This is a genomic window from Faecalimonas sp. LCP19S3_D12 (genome assembly GCF_052121495.1).
Classification (GTDB): Bacteria; Bacillota; Clostridia; order Lachnospirales; family Lachnospiraceae; genus Faecalimonas.
The window spans coordinates 21,644-45,687 of sequence record NZ_JBQKED010000017.1 but is presented as its reverse complement, the minus strand read 5'-3'; the positions used below and the strand labels follow the sequence as shown (position 1 = coordinate 45,687).

The following is a 24,044-nucleotide window of genomic DNA, read 5'->3' as shown; positions in this document are numbered from 1 at the left end:
GTTATGCTCCCTTCTCACTGTTTTTTGCCAGTATTTCTTCCACCGCTCTTTTCGTATACACCTCTGCCAAATGTCTTCTGTATACTTCACTTCCACGCATATTAGAAGAAAATGTATATCCGGCAATCACCTCTTTTGTAAATGTCTCTGCATTCTCAATCTGCCCCTGTCTTACCTGAAGTTTCGCTTTTCCCGATCTTGCCCCGACAGATACATACCACTGATCGTCTTTATTTGCCACCGCACAGGCGATCACCGGGAAATCCGTCGCCGCCTCACGGTGTGATCGATAGGCAATCTTTCTGCCATCTTTTTTTATAATAATGCGCACCAAGATATCATTATCGCGAGGCATCTCCACAAACTCTGATAACGCAATCACACCTGCATGATATAATTCCACATATGTATCTAATGCCAGAAGACAAGTCAATATATCCGAAAATCCAAATCTTCCAAAAATACTTCCTCCGACCGTTGCGCCATTGCGGAACTGTGTACCGACAATATGTCTTGTACAAGCTTTCATCGCGCCTCCAAAATAGAGATTCAATGCTTCGTGCATTTCCAACTGGCGAAGTGTACACATACATCCGATGGAAAACGCATCTTCCTGTTCCTCAATCTGGTCCAGACCAAGTCCCGACAGATCAATTGCTGTCTGCATATTTCGGTTGCTCATCTTCAGCCAGAGCATTCCTCCGATAATCGCATTTGATTTTTTTTGATTCAATTCATACGCCTCTTCAAGGCTTGTTACTTTTATATAATTTTTTGCGTGAAACAACGATATTCCCCTTTCTCTTCGTCATTTTATGCTTCTTTACCCAATCTGGTATTCTATCATATTTAGATGACCTTTTCAAACAGAACCTCTACATATCCTCCACAGATCATTCCGATACTCGCCGCCGCTTTCGCTGTCAGATCATAAGCCTCTAAGGCAAACTCTTTCTCTTCTTCGAGCATGATACATGCCTTTTGTAACACGAGATGCTCAATTGCACCTCCACCAATCGTCCCCGTCATCGTGCCGTCTGCTGCAACAAGCATTCTCGCACCAACTCCGCTCGGAGCCGATCCTTTCTTTCCCACGATCGTGGTCATCACCATCGGTTGCTTTTTGTTCAAAAGCCACTCTATCATCTCTTTCGGCAAATCTGTATAACCAAGCTTTGATTTTTCCTGTATCATCTCAGCCATGATACTAACTGTGATCTCCTCCGGCGTATTTGCTCCGATTGGCAGCCCGATTGGAGCATGTATCTGCTCTTGCTGTTCTTTTGTAACCCCATCTTTTTTCAGACGTTCAAGTGTCGTTCGCACTTTTCCTTTACTTCCAATCATTCCCACATAGCTGCTCTTTCGCTCCATCACTTTTTTGAGACATTCATAGTCATTTTGGTGACCTCTTGTCACGATGACATACCATGCGCTCTCTGGAAAAATCACCTTGTCAAATGCCTCTTCAAATCCCATACAATATACGTGATCCGCCTGCGGAAACCGTTCTTCATTGGCAAACTCTTCTCTGTCATCAATGATCCACACTTGATATCCAAGCATCTTCGCAAGATTGCAAAGTGAATACGAAATATGTCCGCCTCCGCATATTACCAGTGTAAATCCTCCGCTAAGCCTTTCTTCCAGACAGCGCTCCTTTGTAATCCTCGTCTTTTTCACCACAGTTTTTCCGTCCTTTAACAGTCTTGCAATTTCACGATATTCAGATATTTTCTCCATTGGTATCTGCTCCTCCTTTCCTTGAATACAGGCAAATTCCCTGTTCTTTTTTGAATTTTCCCACCTGCTCTTGCGTCAAAAGATCTGCTTGTCCGATAACCATACGATATTTGTGCTTCACATGCTTTCTCTGTCCCGCCTTGCTTTTCAGGATTGTCATCACATCCTCTTCTGTTAGAATCTCACTAAGTTTTTTCCCAAGTAAGTCCCCCACAAGTTCTCCTCTGTGACAGCCTGCTTTGATCGTCCGCCCAATCGCTGAGGCGCCTGCGATCCCAATTACCATATCTGTATCTTCTGGTATCACCGGTTCATGCTCTGCCGGAACTTTGAGCGGCTTTCGCTTAGCTCCATCCGCTTCGACTAACAGCACATCGCATTGTGTTTTCAGTTTTCGGTACTCCCCCTCCGAAAGTCCCCTGATTTTCTCTGATTCCTCCTCGCACGGCATCCCAACTGTATGAAGCAATTCCCACTCATTTTTCGGTCGCAGCATATGCGTTGTTGTTGTGACAATCACTCTTTTCCCAACCGACTCCAATTCTCTTGCAAGTTCGTATATCAACGTCGTCTTTCCACCGCCTCCTACAAATGCGATCACTCTGTCTTGTGTCGGATGTATCTGAAGTAAGTGTTGTAATCTCAAATGTTTCTGCACTACATCTAAAATCCCTTTTCCAATTGCAATTGCTTTGTCCGACCGCTCATAACATGCAGCCTGCTTGTCCAGTCGCGGATCGATATCCGCAATCTTCATTCCTTTTTTCACAGCGAATCCATCTCGGATTAATCCGCGCAGTATTCCCGTCAGTGTCGCATACACCGGTTCTTCCCCAACAAAAGCAATCACGCTTCCTCTCTGCACGATTTCTCCAATGTGATGCTTCTGTCTCAGAACTCCTTCTGCCGGTGAATGGATTACCCGCTCTTTTGCATATCCGCCTACCATTCCGGGAATGCCTGTATTCTCCAGTGCACTTCCCTGATAAATCGCCTTTCCCGGCTCATAGCCTCTCATCGTCTCAATCACTACATCCACATCTTCTCCTGCGGCAAAACCCGGTCCCGCTCCAATTACAAGCGGCGCCATATCCTGCCTTGTACCAAGATTTTTCTTCGCCAAAATTAAATCCGCCACTGCCAACGGACGTAATGCTTCAATACTTTTTCCCTCGGCATCTATCAAAATAGGAATCTCTCCCTTTTTCCAAACTGTTGCCACCTCTTCTACAGAACTAATCTTACGCGCAGTGACTCCCTCTACCTCCTTCACTCCGTCATAGACCGCCTCACTGAAGGCAACTTCTCTTCGAATCGCCGTCGGTCTTGCACACTCAAGGGCAAGTACACGATATCCCGCCTTATGAAGTTCATAAATTGTTCCTGTCGCAAGATCTCCCGCTCCTCTCACAATAATCATCTATTTTCTCCTCACTTTTAACTGATATACCATCGGATAAATACTTTTCCAAAAAAGATAGAAAGCAAAATTCCCACACACAAAAATGGTCCAAAGGCAATCTCCGACTCTTTCTTTCTATCTCTGCGCAATATCCCCGGCAGACAATATAATGCCGCTAACGCTGTCGCAAATCCAAATGCAGTGAGATTTCTCCCCACACCGAGCATAAGACCAGATATCGCCATGAGCTTGACATCACCTGCCCCAAATGCTCCCGGTCGAATCCATATCACGATCAAAAACACTGCGCTGACCAGAATCCCTCCCGCAATTCGATCCAGCCACGATATCCCCGGAAAGATAAAGCCGGAAAGCACCGCACAGAAAAAAAGTATTCCCAAAAGTATATTGGGAATTTTCTTTTTTCTTGCATCCACTACTGCAATCGATATTAAGATAACACAAACAACTCCTATTAGAAACATTTTTTCCATATCTGTCCTCTTTTTTCCATCTTTTATCATAAAAAGAATCCTGCAGATGCAGGATTCTCCTTTTAAACTGTCTGAGCACTATAACCTGGAAGTTCTCCTTCTGCCACCAGTCCTTTTCCGATGCTCTCTGTTCGGATTGCCACATAAAATTCTGCAAATGTCGCATCCAAATACGGATTTACATAAAAGATACCAACCAGTCCGCAAGTCAATGCCGATAATAAGAACCAGCCAAAGAAAGACAGTTCCAACACAAACGCTTCCATCTTGTGCCCGTCCATCATCTGCTGACTCAGCTCCAGCGCACGTTTTCTGTCCATATGTGGATTCTCTGACAAAATATATGGAACAAGTCTGTAACTGTAACTTTTAATGATTCCAGGTACGATCAAAAGCAGTGTCCACAATAAAATAAACAAATCCCGGAAAAACATTGTCTTGACCACATTTCCATATCTTCCATTCTGGAATCCATAAAACACCTTTGAAGCACTTGTCTGATGCTCTCTGTTCTCCATAAAATATCTGCATCCGCCTACAGATACCGCATTTGCGACAAAAATCGTATATAACGAAGCTAGCAATGCAATCACCAGCAAAATCGTGATTACTATCGAAGAAAAAATAATTCCCCCGAATATCGAATTGCTGCTGTTATAAGAATATGCGCTGTAACTGTCATATGCATATGGATTATTATGCTGTACCTCCAGCGTAGTCTGCACACCGCTTCCGGAACCGGTAAACATACTTCCACTCAAAACTCCTACCACCAGACTTGCAGGCACACACGTCCAATAATTTCTCTTAAATGCCATCTTTGCATTCATCTTCAAATCATATCTTGTCCACATAACTGTCTTCCTTTCTGCTATCTTTTGTAATTTGCAAGATATTCCATCTCGATTGGATCAATCGGATCTATCGGATTCTCCAGCATGCTCTTTCTCTTTCGTTTGCTTCTTTTAATCAGTCCACCTGTTTTGTTATAGATCCAAAACGAATACACCAGAATCTTATTTGCCTTTCCAAGTTTTTCCTTCGTCGTCTTATTATATAACATTCCACCAACTTCCAGCGGAACTTTTCTTCGAATCAGAGAAATCAGCTCTGTCTCACAAGTCACTCTCTCCGGTAAATCTGTGTAAGCCATACTTACACAGTTCGGACGATGCGCGTCGCTTCCCCCAATTCCCACTTTTTGGTACTTATAAGCCAGCTTTGCCGCCTTTTCATTGGACTCCATTGACTCACACGCATTGAATACTTCAATGAAATCAAATCGCTTTATGATTTCCGGATTTTTATAAAATCTCTTTGTGTTCGTAAAGCTCATATACTTTTCTCCGCACGGATGCGCCGGTCCAAGCACACCTCCATGTCGATGAACAAAGTCAATCAGCACAGAGACCGGAAGTCCTTTTAACTCCAAAAGCCTCATCTTTACACCTTCCGGCATAATGACAATAATATGCCCTGCATCACAGGTATCATATTCAATTCCTTTCAGGACGACAAAATCCTCATGGCTTTTTCCTTTCATCTTGTTTTTCCAATACCTGTATCCTTTGTACGTGTCGTGATCAGTAATCAGCATCCCTTCAAAGCCATTTGCTTTTAGAATCGTAATATATTCATCTAAACTTACCTTGCTATCCGGGGATCCTTCTTTTACATGACAATGCATATCTATCTTCATAAAATAAGCCCCCTTTTCTTTTTATATACCCATTATACATCTTCACTTCCGAAGTCGCAATGACATAAAATCGGAAGTTTTACAATAAATTTTGTATCTTCTTTATTGCTAACTGCCCAAATCTCCCCACCATGCAGCGTGACAATCTCTTTTGCGATCGCAAGACCAAGTCCGGCATTTCCGGTATCTGTAGATCTTGCACTGTCCGAACGATAAAATTTCTCAAAAATATGTTCCAACTGATGTTTTGGTATCTCTGCTCCCCTGTTTACAAAAGTGACCACAACATTCTCCACACCTTTCGCCGCCTGCACTGTAATCTCACTTCCTGCATCTCCGTAAGCGATTGCGTTTTTTAAAATATTTCCAAACACACGCGCCAATTTGTCTGCCTCTCCGTATATCAAAATCTTCTCGTCAATCTCCATCTTCATGCTCTGTCCTTTTTGTTCCAACATCGGATAAAATTCATCTGCCATCTGATACAACATGAAAGTCAGATTCACCTGTTCCTTCTTTAAGGCAACTGTCTGCATATTTAATTTTGAAATATCAAACAACTCATTGATTAGTTTTTCCAATCGCTTTGCTTTATCATACGTGATCCGCAAATATTTTTCCTGCTGTGTCCTTTCCATCTGTTTCATGTCATTTAGAAGTTCCAGATAACCTACTATGGAAGTCAGCGGTGTACGGATATCATGTGCAAGATAACCGACCAGATCATTCTTTCTCTGCTCTGTGCGGATCGCATCTTTGGTTCGCTGTTCCAGCGTGATCTTCAACCGGTTCATTTTCTTCTCAATAAATTCCAGTTCCGGCTCCAATTGTATCTTGTCGTTTTCTTCCTCCAGCAACTGATTGATGCCGGCTCCAATCTCATCAAAATATTTTATAATTTTCTTTAACGAAAAAGAATATGCGGTTAAAAAAAACAGGATTGTTCCGACTATGCAGACAATCTCTTTCTGCCTTTCCGCCTTAAGCACTCCATCAGATATAATAAACAGACTGACTGCCCATATTATGGTGAGAACTCCAGGAAAAAATGCTGTCTTCCACAATATTTTTTTCTTAAATACCCGAACATCATCCTTCAATTTTGTATCCCACTCCCCACACAGTCTTGATATACTTTGGATTCTCCGCCGAATCATTCATCTTATCCCGCAAATGTCTGATGTGAACCATAATTGTATTCGTACTGTTCACAAAATACTTTTCTCCCCACACTTCCTCAAACAATTTTTCAGAATCCACAACTTTACCACGATTCTTACATAATACCCACAAAATTGAAAATTCTGTCGGGGTCAAAGACAATGGTTCGTCATTGATCGTGCATTCATGGTTCTCTTTGTCTACAACCAGACCGCCGATGATGATCACATTTTCATTCATCTTTACATCTTGCTGATTATACTTTGTCACTCTGCGAAGCTGTGCTTTGACTCTTGCAACAAGCTCCAGCATCTGGAATGGCTTTGTGATATAATCGTCTGCCCCTATCGTAAGTCCGGTAATCTTATCAATGTTCTCGTCTCTTGCAGTCAGCATAATCACCGGAAAATGATAATTCTCACGAATCTTCTGACAGATATCAAATCCATCGATATCCGGAAGCATCACATCTAAAATTGCAAGGTCAATATCCTCTTTCTCTACACACTTTAACGCATCTTTTCCGTTGTAACATTTCAGCACATTGTAATTTTCGCTTTTTAAATATACTTCTACTAAATCTGCAATCGCCTCTTCATCATCTACTACAAGAATGTTTATCGCCATATATTTTCCTCTTTTCTTAACGGTTTAAAAGTATTATAGCAAACTCCTGTGTACAAAATATATATTTTTTCTTAAATAAACCATCTTTCTTATCCAAATTAAAAAGAAGACCAGCGATTACCAGCTGATCTTCCTAAAATCCTGCTCAAAAAATCTTATTCTTTTCCATCAAAGCAATATGTACAGAGTTTACATGGTTCCAATCCGATAGACGCAATCAAATCATCCAGTCTGTGGTATCTCAATGTCGTAAAGTTCTGCTGTTTGCGCACTCCTTCCAGCATTGCTTCATAGCGGTCACTGTTTGGATCTGCGTACTCATCAAGTACCTTTTCTGCATTCTCTGCCTCTCGTTCCAAAATAATTCTGCGGGTAATCAGATCCAGTTCTGATTTTGAACGTGAGAAATTCAAATATTTACATCCATAAAGCAATGGCGGACATGCCGGTCTTACATGAACTTCTTTCGCGCCACTGTTATATAAAAATTCCGTCGTCTCTCGAAGCTGTGTTCCTCGCACGATTGAATCGTCGATCAAAAGCAGTCTCTTGTCTTCAATTAAAGACGGTACCGGGATCAGTTTCATTCTCGCTACTTTTTCTCTCTGTGCCTGATTTGTAGGCATAAATGATCTGGACCAGGTAGGTGTATATTTGATAAATGGCCTCGCATAACGGTAGCCCGATTCGTTAGCATATCCGATTGCATGTGCAATACCGGAATCCGGAACACCTGCTACCACATCCGGCTCGATGGTTCCTTTGTCACGTTTTGCCAGCATACTGCCGCATTTATAACGCATCTCTTCCACATTCACTCCCTCGTAAGAAGAAGTCGGATAGCCATAGTACACCCAAAGGAACGAACAGATCTTCATATCTTTTTTTGCCTCTGAAACGACTTCCACACTCTCTGGTGTAATATAGACGATCTCCGCCGGTCCAAGTTCTTTATAATCAGAGTATCCCATACTCATGTATGCAAAACTTTCAAATGAAACACAATATGCATCTTCTTTTTTGCCGACCATCAGCGGAGTACGTCCATAACGGTCTCTCGCTGCATAGATTCCCTCGTTTGTCATGATCAGCATTGTCATGGAGCCATCAATGATCTCCTGCACATATCGGATTCCTTCCACAATCGTCTCTTTTTTACAGATCAACGATGCTACCAGTTCAGTTGCATTGATCTGCCCGCCGCTCATCTCCTGAAAATGTGTATGCCCATTCTCATAGACAATATTCAAAAGTGCATCCAGATTATTGATCTTTCCAACTGTTGTGATTGCAAAACTTCCCAGATGCGACTGAATCAAAAGCGGCTGTGGTTCAAAATCAGAAATACAGCCGATTCCGATATTCCCTTTCATCTCCTCGACATCCCGCTCAAACTTTGTACGAAACGGAGAGTTCTCAATATTATGAATCGCACGGTGAAAACCGCCTTTTCCAAATGTTGCCATTCCACCGCGTCTTGTTCCCAGATGTGAATGATAATCTACGCCATAAAATAAATCTAATATGCAGTCTGTCTTTGCAGCAACGCCAAAAAATCCACCCATGTATTTTCTCCTCTTTTCAATTATCTTATTAGCTCATTAACAGAATAAGTTTAGCACGAATCGCCCGCAAGTGCAAAGAAAGATAGTTAATTATTTTTAAAGAGGGTTTATAAGTCTCATTAATAATACTATTGTAACAAGCAGAAAAATCACATATAATAAGAGCATAGAAACAATGTATTTTTCTTTTCGAAAGCCGGGGAATCTCTATGAAACTAACACAGGATAACTGCTACAAACTAGCATTGGAAATTACAGGCTGTAACGGGATGGAATGGCCGTTTTTTTCTTCTAAGATTTTAGAGTTCAACAATCTGGAACTGCTGCACGCCCTTGTGACATGCGCGACTCCATGCCAGCATCTGGCTTTATGGCATCATGAAAAGCGGAGCCAGGAATTTATTTTTAAAGTATCGATGATTGAATCCATTCTTTCTGTCTGCGACGGCTATCTAATCAAATCTCCTGAGACAGAATATTTAGATGCGAGCGAAAAAAGTGTTACCTCCTACTATCTGGGACTTATTTTTACAAAGCTTTTCAGCATGAAAGAATTTCAGACAGACTATTTTTTGAACACAACACTTTTTGAACAGGTCTACGGGAAAGAATCTTTTATCTGCAACGGGCGCAAAAAACCCTCCTTTGTCGGTCTGACACAAGCCGATGGAAAATGGAGTATCTGGGAGCCGACAGGAAAACGTGATCATGCTCCGAAGGCATTAAGCGATGCCTTCAATCAAGTTCTCGGTATCAAAAGTGTAAATGGGCAGGCACCCACATTTGCAATGGCATCTATGACCTATTTTGACACCAAACACAATGAGCTTCAGGGAATTCTCCGCAATGCACCGGAAGGTAAAAAAGCCGATGTTCACTTTGACAAAGAACAGTTTTTGACTCTCTACTACCGACATATCTGTGAATTGTTTGATGAATCTCTTCGCCGGAGGCCTTTTGACAGTGTCATTGATTATATTGACGGTTATCTGGAGATTGAGTTGGAACTTTTCGGACTCAACATAGACGAAGACGAAACAGACGAGTATGCCAGAAAGCGCCGTGTGAAATTAGGTGTTCCGAAAAAAATTCTTGAATATTTTCAATATCACACACCAGCCGCCAAGCAACAAATCTTGTTATCCGACATTATAGATGCCATTCCAGACAATGAGCCAGAACTTCAGGATTCCCATTTTTTCATGGGACGGGATAAAATATATTTTCGAATTGTATAGAAAATACATCATTTATTCGTAAAATTCAAAATTATTGGCAACAATTTTATTGACAGTATGCTATAATAGAAAAGAATAATGTATTATGTTGCCGTACAGTTTGTTAGGAGGGTATGATTATGGCTACAAAAAGACAAGTTAAAAAACAAGAAAGTAAATTAAACGCAATGAAAGCAAAAGCTGCTCCTGTAGTGGAAAAGGTTGCTGAGAAAGCGGCTCCTGTAGTGGAGAAAGTCGTAGAAAAGACTGCTCCTGCCGTAGAGAAGATCGTAGAAAAGACTGCCCCTGCCGTAGAGAAAGCTGCAGAAAAAGTTGTGGAAGAGACAAAAGAAGCTGCAAAAAAAGTAAGAAAAGCAGCTCCAAAAAAAGAGATGAAGACGACTTTGATCGTAGAGCACCAAGGAAAGCAAGTGGAAGACAAAGACATGATCGCAGCAGTGAAAAAGGCATGGACGAAATCAGGTAGAAAAATTGGCGACATCAAGACTATGACATTATATATAAAACCTGAAGAAGCCGCTGTATATTATGTAATCAACACAACCGAGACCGGAAGTGTAGCATTTTAATCATTACTGGAATAACAATACTTGATATATATGATTGTAAGGATAGGATAGAAGTTTTTGCTTCTGTCCTTTTTTCTTCCTCCGGAATAGAGACAGCCTCTTTTTTATATACTAAACTAAATCCTATTTTTGAGGTTCTTATGAAGCCATTCTCACACAAAAAAATAATCGGTACTTCTCTTTTATTTATCGCCGCATTCCTCGTCGGTCACTTTTTTGCCCGGACAGTGGAACATTTTCAGACAAAGTCGGTCACGACATCTGCCACCGGCAATTGGGGACTGAGTTTTCAGGAGGACGGAAAACCTCCCGTTGCAAATGCGACCTACGAGGACTTAAAGCAATATGATGCTTACTACGCCGAAGATACCGATCAAAAGGTAATCTATCTTACGTTCGATGCCGGCTTTGAAAATGGTAACACGCCAGCCATCTTAGATGCACTGAAAAAACACAATGTTCCGGCTACATTTTTTGTCGTCGGGAATTTTCTCTCCGACAACCCCGATCTGATCAAACGGATGGTCGAGGAAGGTCATATCGTAGGAAATCATACTTATACGCACCCGGACATGTCCAAAATTTCCACGATGGAAAGCTTTTCAAAGGAAATTCAGGATGTCGAAAAACTCTATCAGGAAATCACCGGAAAAGAAATGATAAAATTTTATCGCCCTCCGCAAGGAAAATACAGTGAAGAAAACTTAAAAATGGCAAAAGAACTCGGGTATAAGACGTTTTTCTGGAGTCTTGCCTATGTTGACTGGTATCAGGATAAGCAACCGACAAAAGAAGAGGCATTTGACAAACTACTTGGAAGAATACATCCCGGCGCTGTCGTTCTGCTGCATAACACTTCTTCCACAAACGGACAAATCTTAGATGAGTTGCTGACAAAGTGGGAAGAAATGGGATATACCTTCAAATCTCTGGACCAAATGCCATAACGTCAAAAAGATGGGTGAACATTACTTTCGTTCCCCATCCTTTTTCTAATATACCATCGCTTCCTCTCTCGTCATCCAAAAATGAATCCCGGTTGTGGAATCATTCCATCTGTCTTCATCAAAATCAGGAACTTCTACCCACTGTCCCTTCCGATAGACGAAATTTTCATCAACCAATGACCATGCCTCTTCGTATTCCTCCTGATAATCAAAGCTTTTGATTGTCAGGACCTTCGCTTTGCTGCATCTGCATGAGTTCATTGTCGCGGAACTTCGTTTTGCATCTGCCGGAATCAAAAGCTGAACCAGTCTGTCATTAAAACATTTTTTATAACCGAGAAACGCTCCTTTTGCCGGACAATACAAGTCAAAAAATTTCGTATGCCCGTCATGAATAATCCCATCTAGTTTTGCATGCTCCAGCACTGCGCACATCAGATTCGCCCCTCTGATATCTGCGCCTGTCAGATCATTGTAACGCATCGCCGCACACTTTAAATTCGCCTCCTGAAGACTGGCATCTCGAAAAGTACACATATCAAACAATGTATTTTCCAAACTGCTCTTTTTTAAACTTGCCCCGTCAAAACACACCTGGTGAAACTGGCTCATGGAAAAATCAATCTCATCCAGATTGTACCCGCTCAAATCAGCTCCACTCAAAGCTACCTCCCGCAGATTCAGCCTCTCCCCACTCATTCTGCTCTCTAATTTTTCATTCAATTCCTCCACCGATATCTTCCTCATCTGTACCACCTCTTTCTCTATTTTACCACACTCGCTTGTAAATAGCACTTTTCTTATCCAAGTGCAACATCCAATATCATCATCACAAGGAAGCCGACAACAAATCCGAGTGTGCCCATCTTCCCGTTTTCTCCCATATGCGCCTGTGGAATCAGCTCTTCCACAACGACATAGATCATTGTTCCAGCAGCAAATGCAAGTAATATTGCAATCGATGCATTTGCAAATCTCGCAAATACTGCTGCAAGCACACCAAAAAGAGGTTCTACAACTGCTGTCATACTCGCAATGACAAATGCTCTTTTTTTGCTTACCCCTTCTTTCACAAGTGGCAATGCAACTGCCGTCCCTTCTGGAAAATTCTGAATTCCAATTCCGATCGCCAGTGCAACCGCACCTGACAGCAACGCCGTATCTTGCATATTTTGTCCCGCCAGTGCAAATGCGAGCCCGACTGACATTCCTTCTGGAATATTGTGAGTTGTGATTGCTATGATCAGCATTGCCGTACTTTTCCCCAATGTAAGCTGTGTACTTTTTTCTCTCTCATACCATGCTTTCATCAGTCCGTCTGCCACAAGCAATGTGATGACTCCCAACAAAAAACCACCGGTCATGACAAGCCATCCAACCTGCCCGTTTGCCTCTGCAAAATCAATCCCCGGAAGCAGCAGCGACCACACGGACGCAGCTATCATAACTCCTCCGGCAAATCCTAAAAATCCACACTGCAGATTTCCGCTGACTTCCCGTCTGACAAAGAAAATCCCCGCTGCTCCTAAAGCTGTTATGAGAAAGGTTCCAAGTGTTCCAAATAGTGCCATTAAAATTCCATTCATATACGATCACCTCTGCTGATACTATATGAAAAAAACAGCTTTCCGTGAAAGAAAGCTGTCTCCTTAATTATTCTGTGTATGGCTCTTCTTCATTCTGTTTAACAGTTACTCCGACATCCTGAAAATCTACTTTTGCCCATACATCTTTATTCACTTTTATCTTAGTGTCTTTTTTCCAGCCATCATAAACCTCATTGAACTTTTCGCTTTTCCGAGAATTTACGATTGTCTCCTTTTTTGCATCTGTCGCATCTCTGTCGAGCAGACTCGTCACTTTTGCGACGTAGAGTCCATTCTCCGTCTCTATGACATCTGTAAATCCGCCCACTCCCAAAGAATCTGCTGCTGCGATCAACTCCGCGGCCGGCGATGTACTCTCTGAATCAAAGGTAGCTGTCTGCGCTTCCTTGCCCTGTTCTGTCGCGTAAGCCGCAAAATCTTCTGCCGCTTTTGCACCTTCCAGGAAAGCTGCTGCCGTCTCTTTCAGGGCTGCCTTTTCTTCATCTGTCAAAGTCTTAGAATTCCCTTCTTCGTCTGTTGTCGTATACGGAAAACTTACATACTGCATACTCTTTTGCGCAGCCTCTTCATCCGAAACTTCTGTGCTTACATCCTTTGTCACCGCATCCGTCATCTTCTTCTGAATCGTAAGCAGAGTCAGCACTCTTTCTATATACTCCGTCTCTCCGGATACCAATTCTTTGGCTTCCAGCTCATTGCCCTCATCAAATTTTTTTGCCGCTTCCTGAATAGCACTCTTTTCTTCATCTGTCAACGCAACCTCGTATTCAGCCATGTGGTCTTCCAGAATATACATCTGTTGAAGCGCATCCATCACACTGTCTTTTACATTGTCCTCATAGGTCTTTCCCTCACTTACTTCCTGCGTCCACATGTTGTCTCCAAGCATAGAGCCTAAGTTTGTCTCAATCATTCCCTGCTGGTATCTCGCATAAAAATTTGCAACTCCTGCCGGTATCTTATCCCCTCCAACAGTTGCCACTGTATCTGCGTTTTCAAAGCTTGCACATCCTGTCATTGAGACTACTGCAAGAGATGCCGCTGTCGCAAATACGACTACTTTCTTTTTCAGATTCCTCATAACTGCCTCCTTTGTATTTCTAATTCTTAATTATAGCGGTTTTTCTTTATTCTATCAATGTTTTTATATCATTTAACACTTTTTTCACAAGTTCCAGCACATCATCATCTTTCTCTTTTTTATTTTTTGCTTTCTTTTCATAGACAAAATATGGATTCGTATCAACCGTAAATTTAAGCGCCCCTTTGTATTTATCAAGCAGCATCGGAATCCGCTCTGCATGCACCTTCGCACGTTCATACATTGTGAACCGGAACTGTTCTCCTTTTTGCTCCACAGCAACTAAATATGCACTGTGTGCAAGTGATTTCAACAACGCAATCTGCAAAAGCTGCTGAACTTTTCTCGGAATATCTCCATATCGGTCAATCAATTCTTCCAGCATATCATCCATCTCCGCCTCATTTTCAATACTTGCAATCCGCTTATAAATATCGAGTTTCTGGTATTCATTCGCAATATACGACGCCGGAATAAACGCATCTACATTCAAATCTACTGTTGTTGTATATGGTTCCTCCTCAATCTCACCTTTCAGCTGTTTAACCGCCTCATTGAGCATCTTACAATACAGGTCATACCCGACCGCCTCCATATGTCCGTGCTGTTCTGCCCCCAGAAGATTCCCTGCTCCGCGGATTTCCAAATCCCGCATGGCGATCTTAAAACCAGAACCAAGATCTGTAAACTCTCGGATTGCTGACAGGCGTTTCTCTGCCACTTCACGTAGGAGCTTATCTCTTTTGTACAGCAAAAACGCATATGCCATCCGATTGGAACGTCCCACACGTCCTCTTAGCTGATACATTTGCGAAAGTCCGAGCTGGTCTGCATCATGGATAATCATTGTATTGGCATTGGAAATATCAAGCCCCGTCTCTATGATCGTCGTCGACACAAGCACGTCGATTTCCCCATTGATAAAATCAAGCATAATGTTCTCAAGCTCCCGCTCTTTCATCTGCCCATGCGCAAATGCCACATTTGCCTCCGGCACAAGCTTTTGCACTTTGTCCGTAATCTCATCGATATCTTTCACTTTGTTATACACATAATACACTTGTCCCTGACGGGATAATTCTCTTTGTATCGCCTCGCGCACCATCTCATCATTGTATTCCATGACATACGTCTGAATCGGCATACGGTCAACCGGAGCCTCCTCAAGCACGCTCATATCACGTATTCCGATGAGGCTCATATGCAAGGTTCTCGGAATCGGTGTCGCTGTCAGCGTCAGCACATCAATATTCTCTTTTAATTTTTTAATCTGCTCCTTATGCTGTACTCCAAAACGCTGTTCTTCATCGATGATCAAAAGTCCCAAATCTTTAAATTCCAAATCTTTGCTCAGCACACGGTGCGTACCTACCACGATATCCACCAGACCGCGTTTTGTGTCCTCAATTGTCTTTTTCTGCTGCGCCGGAGTACGGAAACGGCACATCAGGTCGACTCGCACCGGAAACTCCTTCATGCGCTGCACAAACGTATTATAATGCTGCTGGGCAAGTATCGTCGTCGGAACGAGATACACCACCTGCTTATTCTCCTGCACCGCCTTAAATGCCGCACGGATCGCAATCTCTGTCTTGCCGTATCCCACATCTCCACAAATCAGGCGATCCATGATCTTGGTGCTCTCCATATCTTTTTTCGTCGCCTCGATTGCAAGCAGCTGATCCTCCGTCTCCTCAAACGGAAACATCTCCTCAAATTCTCTCTGCCATACGGTATCCTCTCCATAGACAAATCCATGTTTTTCCTGTCTTGCCGCATACAGTTCGACAAGGTCCTTTGCAATCTCTTTTACCGCCCCGCGAACTCTTGTCTTCGTCTTCGTCCACTCTTGTCCACCAAGCCGATTAAGCTTTGGTTTCTTTGCATCTGCGCTTGCATACTTTTGAATCAAATCCAGCTGAGTTGCCGGAATATACAGATTCCCGCCCGCCGCATAAGCAATTTTCATATAGTCTTTGGCAACTTTATCCACCTCAATCTTTTCGATTCCCTGATAAATCCCCAATCCATGATTTTCATGTACTACATAATCTCCGACCTTCAGTTCTGAAAAGTTCTGTATTTTCTGTCCCTCATATACTTTCCGCTTTCTCTTTTTCTTTTTTTGCCCAAAGATATCCGTTTCAGAAATGACGATGAATTTGATCATCGGATATTCATATCCTTCCGTCACATGGCCGTAAGTCACCATGATTTCTCCGGGATTAACCTCTCGTTCTACATCCTCACTGTAGAAACTGCTTAGATTATAATCTCTTAAATCTTCTGCCAGACGTTTTGCTCTTGTTCGGGAACCGGAAAGCAAGATCGCACGGTACCCTTTTCTTTTTAACTGCTTCAGATCCCGTGTCAGCATCTCAAAACTGTTATTATACGGGTTTACCCCTTTTGCCTGCAAATGATACAGTCCACGCGTCTTAAATTCTTTGCACTTCATCTCCAATGCCGACATCCCGATACTATAGTATTGGTTCATCTTGTCGGCAATCTCTTTTGTGGAGAACAGTTTCATCTCCTCGTCCGAGACCGTATACCCACATTCCATACGGTTTGCCTGTGCCTGCACAAATTCTTCCTCCACAGACTCTCCCTTTTCAATCAGACGCACCGGCTCATCCAAAAACAGCATACTTGTTTTCTTATCAAAATAATCTAAAAATGAAACACGTTTTGCCTGTTCTTCCGGAAAATCTGTTGCCGGATAGATACGAATCGATTCCAAATTCTCAATAGAGCGCTGGCTTTCCACATCAAATGTACGGATAGAATCAATTTCGTCTCCCCACATCTCAATACGCACAGGTACTTCTTCCGTCAACGGATAAATATCTAAAATACCTCCCCGCACCGCAAACTGTCCGGGACCTTCAATCTGTTCTTCCCTCTCATATCCAAGAAGCACCATATCTTTTTTTAATTTTTCAAAGTCAAGCGCCTGTCCCGCCTCCAAAGAGATGACCCTCTTTTCCATCTCTTCCAGCGGAAGCAAAGAATCCATAAAACCGTCAAAGCTTGTGATCACAGTGACTTGTTCCTGTTCAAGCAATGCCTGGTACACTTCCATTCTCTGTTTAATCAAAAACTTGCCACGAAGATCTGCCTGATAAAACAATAAGTCTTTTGCCGGATAGAGCCATACATCAGAATCCAGAAAACGGTACTCTTCATAAATTTGTTTTGCCTTGAGCTCACTGGAAACAGCGATGATTTTTCGTTTAAAACCATCGCCCAGCGCATACATCAAATGTGTTTTCTGGGAAGTGACACAACCTGATATCTGTATCATTCCCTGCTTTTCCGTTCTTTTTTTCTGAATCTCTTCATACTCTGCCAATTCTTTCAGCGGTCCTGCAAAAAACTGCATGTTCTCCTCCTTCTATGCTTTTACTTTTTTATTGAACACATTCATCGCAGCCTCAATCTCACCTTGCACAATCTGCTCTACTGCATCAGATGCATGTTCATATCCTTCTTCCATCAATTCTCTTTCCTGTTTAGAAAAATGACCGAGCACATAGTCTGCAAGATCGTAATTCTTCGGTTTTTCCCCTACTCCTACCTTAATTCTCGGAAATACCGTTGTGTCAAGGTGGGCGATAATATTCTTGATTCCATTGTGACCGCCCGCACTTCCTTTTTTGCGGATGCGAAGTTGTCCTACATCCAGACTGATATCATCATAAATGACAAGCAGCTCAGACTCCGGATCAATCTTGTAGTAATTTACAATTCCCCCAACGCTCTCTCCGCTCAAATTCATATAGGTCTGCGGTTTTACAAGAAGTACTTTCTGCCCCCCAATGACTCCTTTCCCGCAGAATGCTCGACACTTCCTTGCATCTACTGATATATTATATTTCTCCGCCAACACATCTATGACATCAAACCCGGCATTGTGTCTCGTTCCTTCATACTGAGCCGTCGGATTTCCTAATCCTACTATAACAAACATCATTTCACCTCTTCTTTTTACTGCTTTTCTTATTTTACAAGAACTATCCTCGTTTGTCACGCAAAAGCCATGAATAATTTTCCAAACTTCTTCATACATTATAAAAAGTAAACAATTATCGTTCGATAGATTAGGAGGCCTCTATGAGTTCCAAGACCAAAATCGTTGTCTTACACATGAAAGAAGTGATTTATACTGTAGTGTTCATTGTGCTGGGAATTTTGCTGATCCTGCTGCTAACCTTTATGTTCCTCCCAAATGATGAAAAACATACATCCAAAAAACAAGAATATATGCCCGGTGTCTACACTTCCACCGTCACTTTAAATAACACTTCATTGGAAGTGGAAGTTGCAGTGGACAGTTCTCACATCAACTCCATCCGATTCAGCAATCTGGATGAAACAGTTGCAACAATGTACCCGCTGATTCAGCCTGCAATTGAAAATATTGCAGAGCAGGTCTATGATTCCCAGTCACTGGAAAATATATCCTACCCGGAAGATAATCCTTACACCTCACAAGTCATCATAAACGCAATTGATGATGCATTAAAAAAAGCCACGGTCAAATAAAACCGTGGCTTTTTGCTTCTCTTATCCTTCTACAACAAGATAGCGTCCGTCGGAAACCGGAAATACTTCCGAAGCCTCCTCAAGCTCATCATCTGTCATCTCTGCGATATCCGCTCCGTTCTCTTCAAAATAATCTCTCACTTCGTCCAGAGAATCCACGACAACTGCCATGCAGTCCTCCAAAAATGCCTCTGCTTCCTCAAGCGTCTCCGCAACCGGTTCATCAAATAACTGTAACTGTTTCTCCAAAAAAACTTTTAAACATTCTTCATCATATTCATACATTTTAAAATTCCTCCTATATACCCTTTCCTATCATATGAATTAATTCTTTTGGTCTGTCAATGATATGCTCTGCACCATTTTCCTTAAGTATTTCTCTTGAGCGAAATCCCCAGGATACGCTCACTGTCTTCATACCCGCTGCATGCCCCGTCTTAATATCCACTTCTGAATCTCCGACGTACACACATTCTTCTTTTTTACATCCAAGCTTTTCTGCAATCATCAGCGCTGCGCTCGGATCCGGCTTTCTCGGTACACTGTCTGTCTGTCCCTGAACATATGAAAAAACATCTTCCCCGAAAAATTCCTTCACCACATCAACAGCCTGCAAATGCGGCTTGTTCGACAGCACTGCCAGCTTGATTCCACTCTTCTTCAACTGTTCAAGCATCTCTGCGATTCCATCGTATGGTGTTACATGATATGTACAATTTTCTCCAAATATACGTCCATATATCTCCATTGCCGGCTCCATCTGAGATCTTTCTAAATCTCCTCCTGCCACCAAGGCACGTTCGATCAGACATCTCGCACCATTTCCGACAAAGCTTCTGCACTGCTCTTGTGTAATTTTCTTAAGCTTTAATTCTTCCAACGTTTCATTAACTGAATATGTTAAGGATTCTAATGTATCTGTCAATGTCCCGTCCAAATCAAATATGCATGCTTTATACATTGTGTGCCTCCTTAATTTTTTATAGCATCAGTATAGTATGAACACTCTGAAATTTCAATATCTTTTTTACAACCTCCAAAAAGTAGTAAAGGCAGTATACTTTTCTCCTCGCACACTGCCCATGTTTTCTCTCCTCTCACGCCATCAGATATTGCCGCATCACCTTCAATGCGTGTTTTTCAAGTCTGCTCACCTGTGCCTGGGAAATGTCAATATCCTCCGCAACTTCCATCTGGGTGCGCCCCTCAAAAAAACGTAATCGGATAATATATTTTTCTCTCTCTCCCAGATGTTCCATCGCTGCCTGAAGTGCCAGTTCCTCAATCCAGTTCTCTTCTTTATTCTTTTTGTCACTGATCTGATCCATCACATAAAGTGCATCTCCACCGTCATTATAGACCGGCTCATTTAAGCTCATCGGCGCCTGAATCGCATCCATCGCAAACACAATATCTTCTTTTGCTATGCCAATCTCCTCTGAGATTTCCTGAAGTGTCGGCTCCCTTAGATTCCGTTTCATATATCCCTCTTTTGCATAGATTGCTTTGTATGCCGTATCCCGCAGCGAACGACTTACACGAATCGAATTATTGTCTCTCATATATCTTCTGATCTCCCCGATAATCATCGGAACTGCATAGGTGGAAAATTTGACATCCAGCTCTGTGTTAAAATTATTGATTGCCTTGATCAGCCCGATGCATCCTATCTGAAACAGATCATCCGGATTTTCATTGCTATTCGTAAAACGCTTGATCACGCTTAATACTAGTCTTAGATTTCCTTTTATATATTGCTCTTTCGCTCCCTCATCTCCTGCCTTAATCTTTGCAAATAGTGCATTTTTCTCTTCTTCCTTAAGCAGCGGCAGCTTCGACGTGTCCACACCACATATTTCCACTTTATTCAGTGCCATCTTTGTATCCTCCCACGATTTCTTTCTAGTAGGATTCTCTGCATTGTGTGGTGTAAATATACTATTTTGGACGAAATAAAAAAAATAATAGTCCTTGACACTTGTTCAAGAACTATTATTTCAAACAGTTGATTATCTATTCCATTTATCTGCCAGATTTTTAATCTGAGCTTCTAATTTCGCAAGGTCTTTATTTGCGAGACCTTCATTTTTCATAATAACTTCAAGCAGATATTTTCCTGCGTTTACTGTGCGGTTAAATGCACTTTCTGCTCTCAATTTCTCTGGTTTTTCCACTTTCTTCTTCACAATCGGACTTCCTTTTGACAGAATCTGATTCGTCGCAAGATCTACACATCCGCCTGAATACGGTGCGAATGCCGGTATATCAAATCTCTCGGTCACTGTCTCTGCAAAGGAATCGGTCACCTGATCCTCTCCATGCACGACAAATACATGCTTGATATCCGATTCAAATCCGCCAAGCCAATCAAGTAGTCCATTCATATCCGCATGACCGCTGATTCCTTTCAACGATTCAATTCTGGCAGCCACCTCAATAGTCTCGCCAAACAGCTTGACAACAGGCGCTCCCTCGATCAGTTTTCGTCCGAGCGTGCCGACCGCCTGATAACCTACAAAAAGAATCGTACATTCTTTTCTCCAGAGATTATGTTTCAGATGGTGCCGGATTCTGCCCGCCTCACACATCCCGGAAGCGGATATAATGACTTTTGGTCTACTGTCAAAATTGATCAATTTGGAATCATCACTCGTCACCGAAAGCTTCAGCCCCGGAAATACAAGCGGGTTAACCCCCTGATCCACCAATTCCATTGCCTCTTTATCAAAACAATCTCTCTCATTCTTTGTAAACACACTGGTTGCCTCAATCGCAAGCGGACTGTCCACATACACATCAAAGTTCGGGAAATCACTCAGCAGATTCTTCTCTTTGATCTCACGGATAAAATACAGTAGTTCCTGCGTCCTTCCCACTGCAAAAGAAGGAATCACTACATTGCCTCCTTTTTGGAAGGTCTCTCGCAAAATCCTTGTAAATTCTCCCAAATAATCCGGTCTCTCATCTCCATGCAGACGATCTCCGTAAGTCGATTCCATCACAACATAATCTGCCTCTTTTATCTGTTTCGGATCTTTGATAATCGGCTGATTGATATTTCCGACGTCCCCTGAAAATACAATTTTCCGCGATATCCCCTCCTCTGTAATCCAAATCTCGATACAGGCAGAGCCAAGCAAATGTCCAATATCAGTAAAACGCACTTCCACACCCTTGCACAGCTCTATCCGCTGCTCATAATCGCACGGTGCCAAAAGCTCCACTGCATCCTGTGCATCCTGCATCGTATACAGCGGCTCATACAGCGGCTCACCGGAACGTCTTGCCTTTCGATTTCTCCACTCCGCTTCAAACTCCTGAATATGGGCACTGTCTCGAAGCATAATATCGCACAGATCCGCAGTTGCAAAAGTGGTGACAATCTGTCCTTTAAATCCATTTTTCACCATAAGCGGAATCAAACCTGAATGGTCAATATGCGCATGTGTCAGAAGTATAAAATCAATATCCCCCGGTGCAATCGGAAGTTCCTGATTTTCATACAAATCCGGTCCCTGCTCCATACCACAGTCAATCAAAATGTGCTTACCATTCGTCTCCAGCAAATGACAGCTTCCAGTCACTTCATGGGCTGCTCCGATAAACGTTAATTTCATACAATCAACCCCTTTTCTTTTTATCCTACCACTTTTTCCTTCTTTTCGATAGTCTTTTTACCAATTTTTAAGATTCATAACGCACCATTTCCCGCTTTAATCTCTGCATGATTTTCTTCTCCAGTCTTGAAATATAAGACTGTGAAATGCCAAGGATGTCAGCGACCTCTTTTTGCGTTTTTTCCTCCCCGTCAAGTGTTCCAAGCCCAAAACGCATTCGCACGATCATCCTCTCTCTGTTGGAAAGCCTGCCGATTGCTTTAACAAGTAATTTTCGCTCTGCCTCATTTTCCAGATCACGATATATCGTATCCTCTTCTGTCCCCAAAATATCGGACAACAAAAGCTCATTTCCATCCCAGTCGACATTTAGCGGCTCATCAATTGACACTTCCAGCTTTGTCTTATTGTTTCTTCTCAGATACATCAAAATCTCATTCTCAATGCATCTGGAGGCATATGTTGCAAGCTTTATATTCTTTGTCGGATTGAATGTATTGATTGCCTTAATCAGACCAATCGTCCCAATCGATATCAGATCTTCTACTCCAACCCCCGTATTGTCAAATTTCTTCGCAATGTAAACGACAAGTCTCAGATTATGTTCAATCAGAACCTTCTTCGCCTGTTCGTTATCCTTTGATCCTAAGTCGCTGATTGCTTCTGCTTCTTCCTCCACCGCCAGTGGAGCTGGAAGCACTTCAGATCCCCCTATGTAATGTATATCTTTTTTTTCCGGAAACAAAAATGTCCGAAATCCCGGTATGAATTTTAATTTAAACTGATTTGACATCACTGCATTTATAATCATTTTTACGCCTCCTAAAATATGTCAGGATTTAAAATCATCTGATATGTCCCTTCCGCAATTTGTTCCTCACTGATTCCAATTAACGGTTTTTGAATCCAATGAACTTCATCATTTTCCACACACATTTTGTCAATCCGCACAACGGGAAGAACTCCTTCTCGCTTGCCAATGGAATGATATGGAACATATCTGATCTTCTCCAGTTTTACATCTCCCAGAAATTCCATTGCCGTCTTTTGATCCAATATGCTGACCGGCTCATTTGTGACCGGATCATGCAGTCCATTTCCTGTATCGATCATACCTTTGATGCAGCATTTCTTCTCTCCCATATACAGATCCGCTCTGCACTGGTACTGATTCACTTTTTGTACGGAACTAATAAAACTCCAAATCCATGTGACGATGTAATATGCTCCGATTGCTATAATCAGGAACATACTTCCAAGCTTTACATACTGCTTAAAATATTCCATCACACCTCCCAGAAGAAATCCCCCCACATAAAGCATCAGAAGTGCTTTGACAAGATTTCTCATATCTTTGATTTTAAGTCCTACTCTAATCATTGCTGTGTTTACAAATACATGGAACAATATGAATTTCAACAACATATATGGAACCGGCAATATGATGATCACACACATCAAAAAAGAACCTGTCATTGCCCCCATACAGATGTTGCCGTGTGTGGCAGTACACTTCAACATCCTTCGAACTAAAAGCAACAGTATGTAATCCATCATAAAATTTACCAGAAACAACACGTCTATATATAATTCATAGTACACGTTCCACCTTCTTTCTCCTTCGATTCAAAATCGATTTGGTACTCAAGCAAGACATATTATACGAAACAGCCACTGAGAAATTTGTCAAATATGCTTGGAAACTTCCCCCATTCGTTCGACAAAAAAAGAGACATGCTCTTGCAT

General features: G+C 42.1%; 24 protein-coding genes. 4 read left to right on the top strand and 20 right to left on the bottom strand.

Annotation, left to right across the window (positions count from 1 at the left end; all coding sequences use genetic code 11):
* Nucleotide 1 precedes the first annotated feature (1 nt).
* From ACTQXY_RS07000 to ACTQXY_RS06960, 9 genes are all read right to left on the bottom strand, one after another.
* Entirely contained in the window at nt 2-787 is a 786-nt protein-coding gene (locus ACTQXY_RS07000; RefSeq protein WP_441658895.1) for an FAD binding domain-containing protein, read from the bottom strand.
* 62 nt (nt 788-849) lie between these two features.
* Entirely contained in the window at nt 850-1,743 is an 894-nt protein-coding gene (locus ACTQXY_RS06995) for an XdhC family protein (RefSeq protein WP_441658894.1), read from the bottom strand.
* Entirely contained in the window at nt 1,727-3,163 is a 1,437-nt protein-coding gene (gene yqeB, locus ACTQXY_RS06990; RefSeq protein WP_441658893.1) for a selenium-dependent molybdenum cofactor biosynthesis protein YqeB, read from the bottom strand. Before yqeB ends, ACTQXY_RS06995 begins: the two co-directional genes overlap by 17 nt.
* A gap of 17 nt (nt 3,164-3,180) precedes the next feature.
* The gene (locus ACTQXY_RS06985) at nt 3,181-3,639 is read right to left on the bottom strand and encodes a prepilin peptidase (RefSeq protein WP_441658892.1); all 459 of its coding nucleotides are present in this window, start codon (nt 3,637-3,639) and stop codon (nt 3,181-3,183) included.
* A gap of 62 nt (nt 3,640-3,701) precedes the next feature.
* Nucleotides 3,702-4,493, bottom strand: coding sequence for a DUF975 family protein (locus tag ACTQXY_RS06980; RefSeq protein ID WP_441658891.1), 792 nt, complete (start codon nt 4,491-4,493; stop codon nt 3,702-3,704).
* Between the two features lie 17 nt (nt 4,494-4,510).
* A complete protein-coding gene (locus ACTQXY_RS06975; protein ID WP_441658890.1) occupies nt 4,511-5,338 on the bottom strand; it encodes a PHP-associated domain-containing protein in 828 nt (275 codons plus the stop codon).
* A 32-nt stretch (nt 5,339-5,370) separates the two neighbouring features.
* On the bottom strand, nt 5,371-6,495 hold the full coding sequence (locus ACTQXY_RS06970; protein WP_441658889.1) for an ATP-binding protein: 1,125 nt from the start codon (nt 6,493-6,495) through the stop codon (nt 5,371-5,373).
* Nucleotides 6,428-7,126, bottom strand: a complete 699-nt coding sequence (vanR, locus tag ACTQXY_RS06965; protein ID WP_118208298.1) for a VanR-ABDEGLN family response regulator transcription factor — start codon at nt 7,124-7,126, stop codon at nt 6,428-6,430. Before vanR ends, ACTQXY_RS06970 begins: the two co-directional genes overlap by 68 nt.
* Before the next feature lie 155 nt (nt 7,127-7,281).
* The gene (locus ACTQXY_RS06960) at nt 7,282-8,691 is read right to left on the bottom strand and encodes an amidophosphoribosyltransferase (RefSeq protein WP_441658888.1); all 1,410 of its coding nucleotides are present in this window, start codon (nt 8,689-8,691) and stop codon (nt 7,282-7,284) included.
* 209 nt (nt 8,692-8,900) lie between these two features.
* Here ACTQXY_RS06960 and ACTQXY_RS06955 point away from each other — a divergent pair, with 209 nt between their 5' ends.
* The 3 genes from ACTQXY_RS06955 (at nt 8,901) to pdaA (ending at nt 11,445) form a co-directional block, all read left to right on the top strand.
* Complete coding sequence (locus tag ACTQXY_RS06955) at nt 8,901-9,929, top strand: hypothetical protein (protein ID WP_441658887.1); 1,029 nt, start codon at nt 8,901-8,903, stop codon at nt 9,927-9,929.
* 119 nt (nt 9,930-10,048) lie between these two features.
* Nucleotides 10,049-10,498 carry a DUF6465 family protein gene (locus tag ACTQXY_RS06950; protein ID WP_441658886.1) on the top strand — a complete coding sequence of 150 codons (450 nt, stop codon included), beginning with the start codon at nt 10,049-10,051 and terminating at the stop codon, nt 10,496-10,498.
* A 140-nt stretch (nt 10,499-10,638) separates the two neighbouring features.
* Nucleotides 10,639-11,445 carry a delta-lactam-biosynthetic de-N-acetylase gene (gene pdaA, locus ACTQXY_RS06945; protein WP_441658885.1) on the top strand — a complete coding sequence of 269 codons (807 nt, stop codon included), beginning with the start codon at nt 10,639-10,641 and terminating at the stop codon, nt 11,443-11,445.
* Nucleotides 11,446-11,490: 45 nt separating this feature from the next.
* On the opposite strand, the gene ACTQXY_RS06940 is transcribed toward pdaA, so the two are convergent.
* The 5 genes from ACTQXY_RS06940 to pth all read right to left on the bottom strand — a co-directional run bounded on the left by ACTQXY_RS06940 (nt 11,491) and on the right by pth (nt 18,106).
* Nucleotides 11,491-12,192 carry a DUF5758 domain-containing protein gene (locus ACTQXY_RS06940; RefSeq protein WP_441658884.1) on the bottom strand — a complete coding sequence of 234 codons (702 nt, stop codon included), beginning with the start codon at nt 12,190-12,192 and terminating at the stop codon, nt 11,491-11,493.
* Nucleotides 12,193-12,245: 53 nt separating this feature from the next.
* Nucleotides 12,246-13,031: a ZIP family metal transporter gene (locus tag ACTQXY_RS06935; protein ID WP_004611097.1), complete on the bottom strand. Its 786-nt coding sequence runs from the start codon at nt 13,029-13,031 to the stop codon at nt 12,246-12,248.
* A gap of 67 nt (nt 13,032-13,098) precedes the next feature.
* Nucleotides 13,099-14,133: a peptidyl-prolyl cis-trans isomerase gene (locus ACTQXY_RS06930; protein WP_441658883.1), complete on the bottom strand. Its 1,035-nt coding sequence runs from the start codon at nt 14,131-14,133 to the stop codon at nt 13,099-13,101.
* A 46-nt stretch (nt 14,134-14,179) separates the two neighbouring features.
* The gene (gene mfd, locus ACTQXY_RS06925) at nt 14,180-17,518 is read right to left on the bottom strand and encodes a transcription-repair coupling factor (RefSeq protein ID WP_441658882.1); all 3,339 of its coding nucleotides are present in this window, start codon (nt 17,516-17,518) and stop codon (nt 14,180-14,182) included.
* A gap of 12 nt (nt 17,519-17,530) precedes the next feature.
* Nucleotides 17,531-18,106: an aminoacyl-tRNA hydrolase gene (gene pth / locus ACTQXY_RS06920; RefSeq protein ID WP_441658881.1), complete on the bottom strand. Its 576-nt coding sequence runs from the start codon at nt 18,104-18,106 to the stop codon at nt 17,531-17,533.
* A gap of 143 nt (nt 18,107-18,249) precedes the next feature.
* On the opposite strand from pth, the gene ACTQXY_RS06915 reads away from it, so the two are divergent.
* Entirely contained in the window at nt 18,250-18,681 is a 432-nt protein-coding gene (locus tag ACTQXY_RS06915) for an FMN-binding protein (protein ID WP_441658880.1), read from the top strand.
* Nucleotides 18,682-18,702: 21 nt separating this feature from the next.
* Here the strand turns inward: ACTQXY_RS06915 and ACTQXY_RS06910 are convergent, their stop codons facing one another.
* The 6 genes from ACTQXY_RS06910 to ACTQXY_RS06885 form a co-directional block, all read right to left on the bottom strand.
* Nucleotides 18,703-18,966, bottom strand: coding sequence for a hypothetical protein (locus ACTQXY_RS06910; RefSeq protein ID WP_004611102.1), 264 nt, complete (start codon nt 18,964-18,966; stop codon nt 18,703-18,705).
* Between the two features lie 13 nt (nt 18,967-18,979).
* Nucleotides 18,980-19,642, bottom strand: a complete 663-nt coding sequence (locus ACTQXY_RS06905; RefSeq protein WP_441658879.1) for an HAD family hydrolase — start codon at nt 19,640-19,642, stop codon at nt 18,980-18,982.
* 136 nt (nt 19,643-19,778) lie between these two features.
* A complete protein-coding gene (gene sigG / locus ACTQXY_RS06900) occupies nt 19,779-20,558 on the bottom strand; it encodes an RNA polymerase sporulation sigma factor SigG (RefSeq protein WP_004611104.1) in 780 nt (259 codons plus the stop codon).
* A gap of 132 nt (nt 20,559-20,690) precedes the next feature.
* Entirely contained in the window at nt 20,691-22,298 is a 1,608-nt protein-coding gene (locus ACTQXY_RS06895; protein WP_441658878.1) for an MBL fold metallo-hydrolase RNA specificity domain-containing protein, read from the bottom strand.
* A gap of 67 nt (nt 22,299-22,365) precedes the next feature.
* On the bottom strand, nt 22,366-23,109 hold the full coding sequence (gene sigE / locus ACTQXY_RS06890; protein ID WP_441658877.1) for an RNA polymerase sporulation sigma factor SigE: 744 nt from the start codon (nt 23,107-23,109) through the stop codon (nt 22,366-22,368).
* A gap of 11 nt (nt 23,110-23,120) precedes the next feature.
* Nucleotides 23,121-23,900 carry a sigma-E processing peptidase SpoIIGA gene (locus ACTQXY_RS06885; protein ID WP_441658876.1) on the bottom strand — a complete coding sequence of 260 codons (780 nt, stop codon included), beginning with the start codon at nt 23,898-23,900 and terminating at the stop codon, nt 23,121-23,123.
* Nucleotides 23,901-24,044 lie beyond the last annotated feature (144 nt).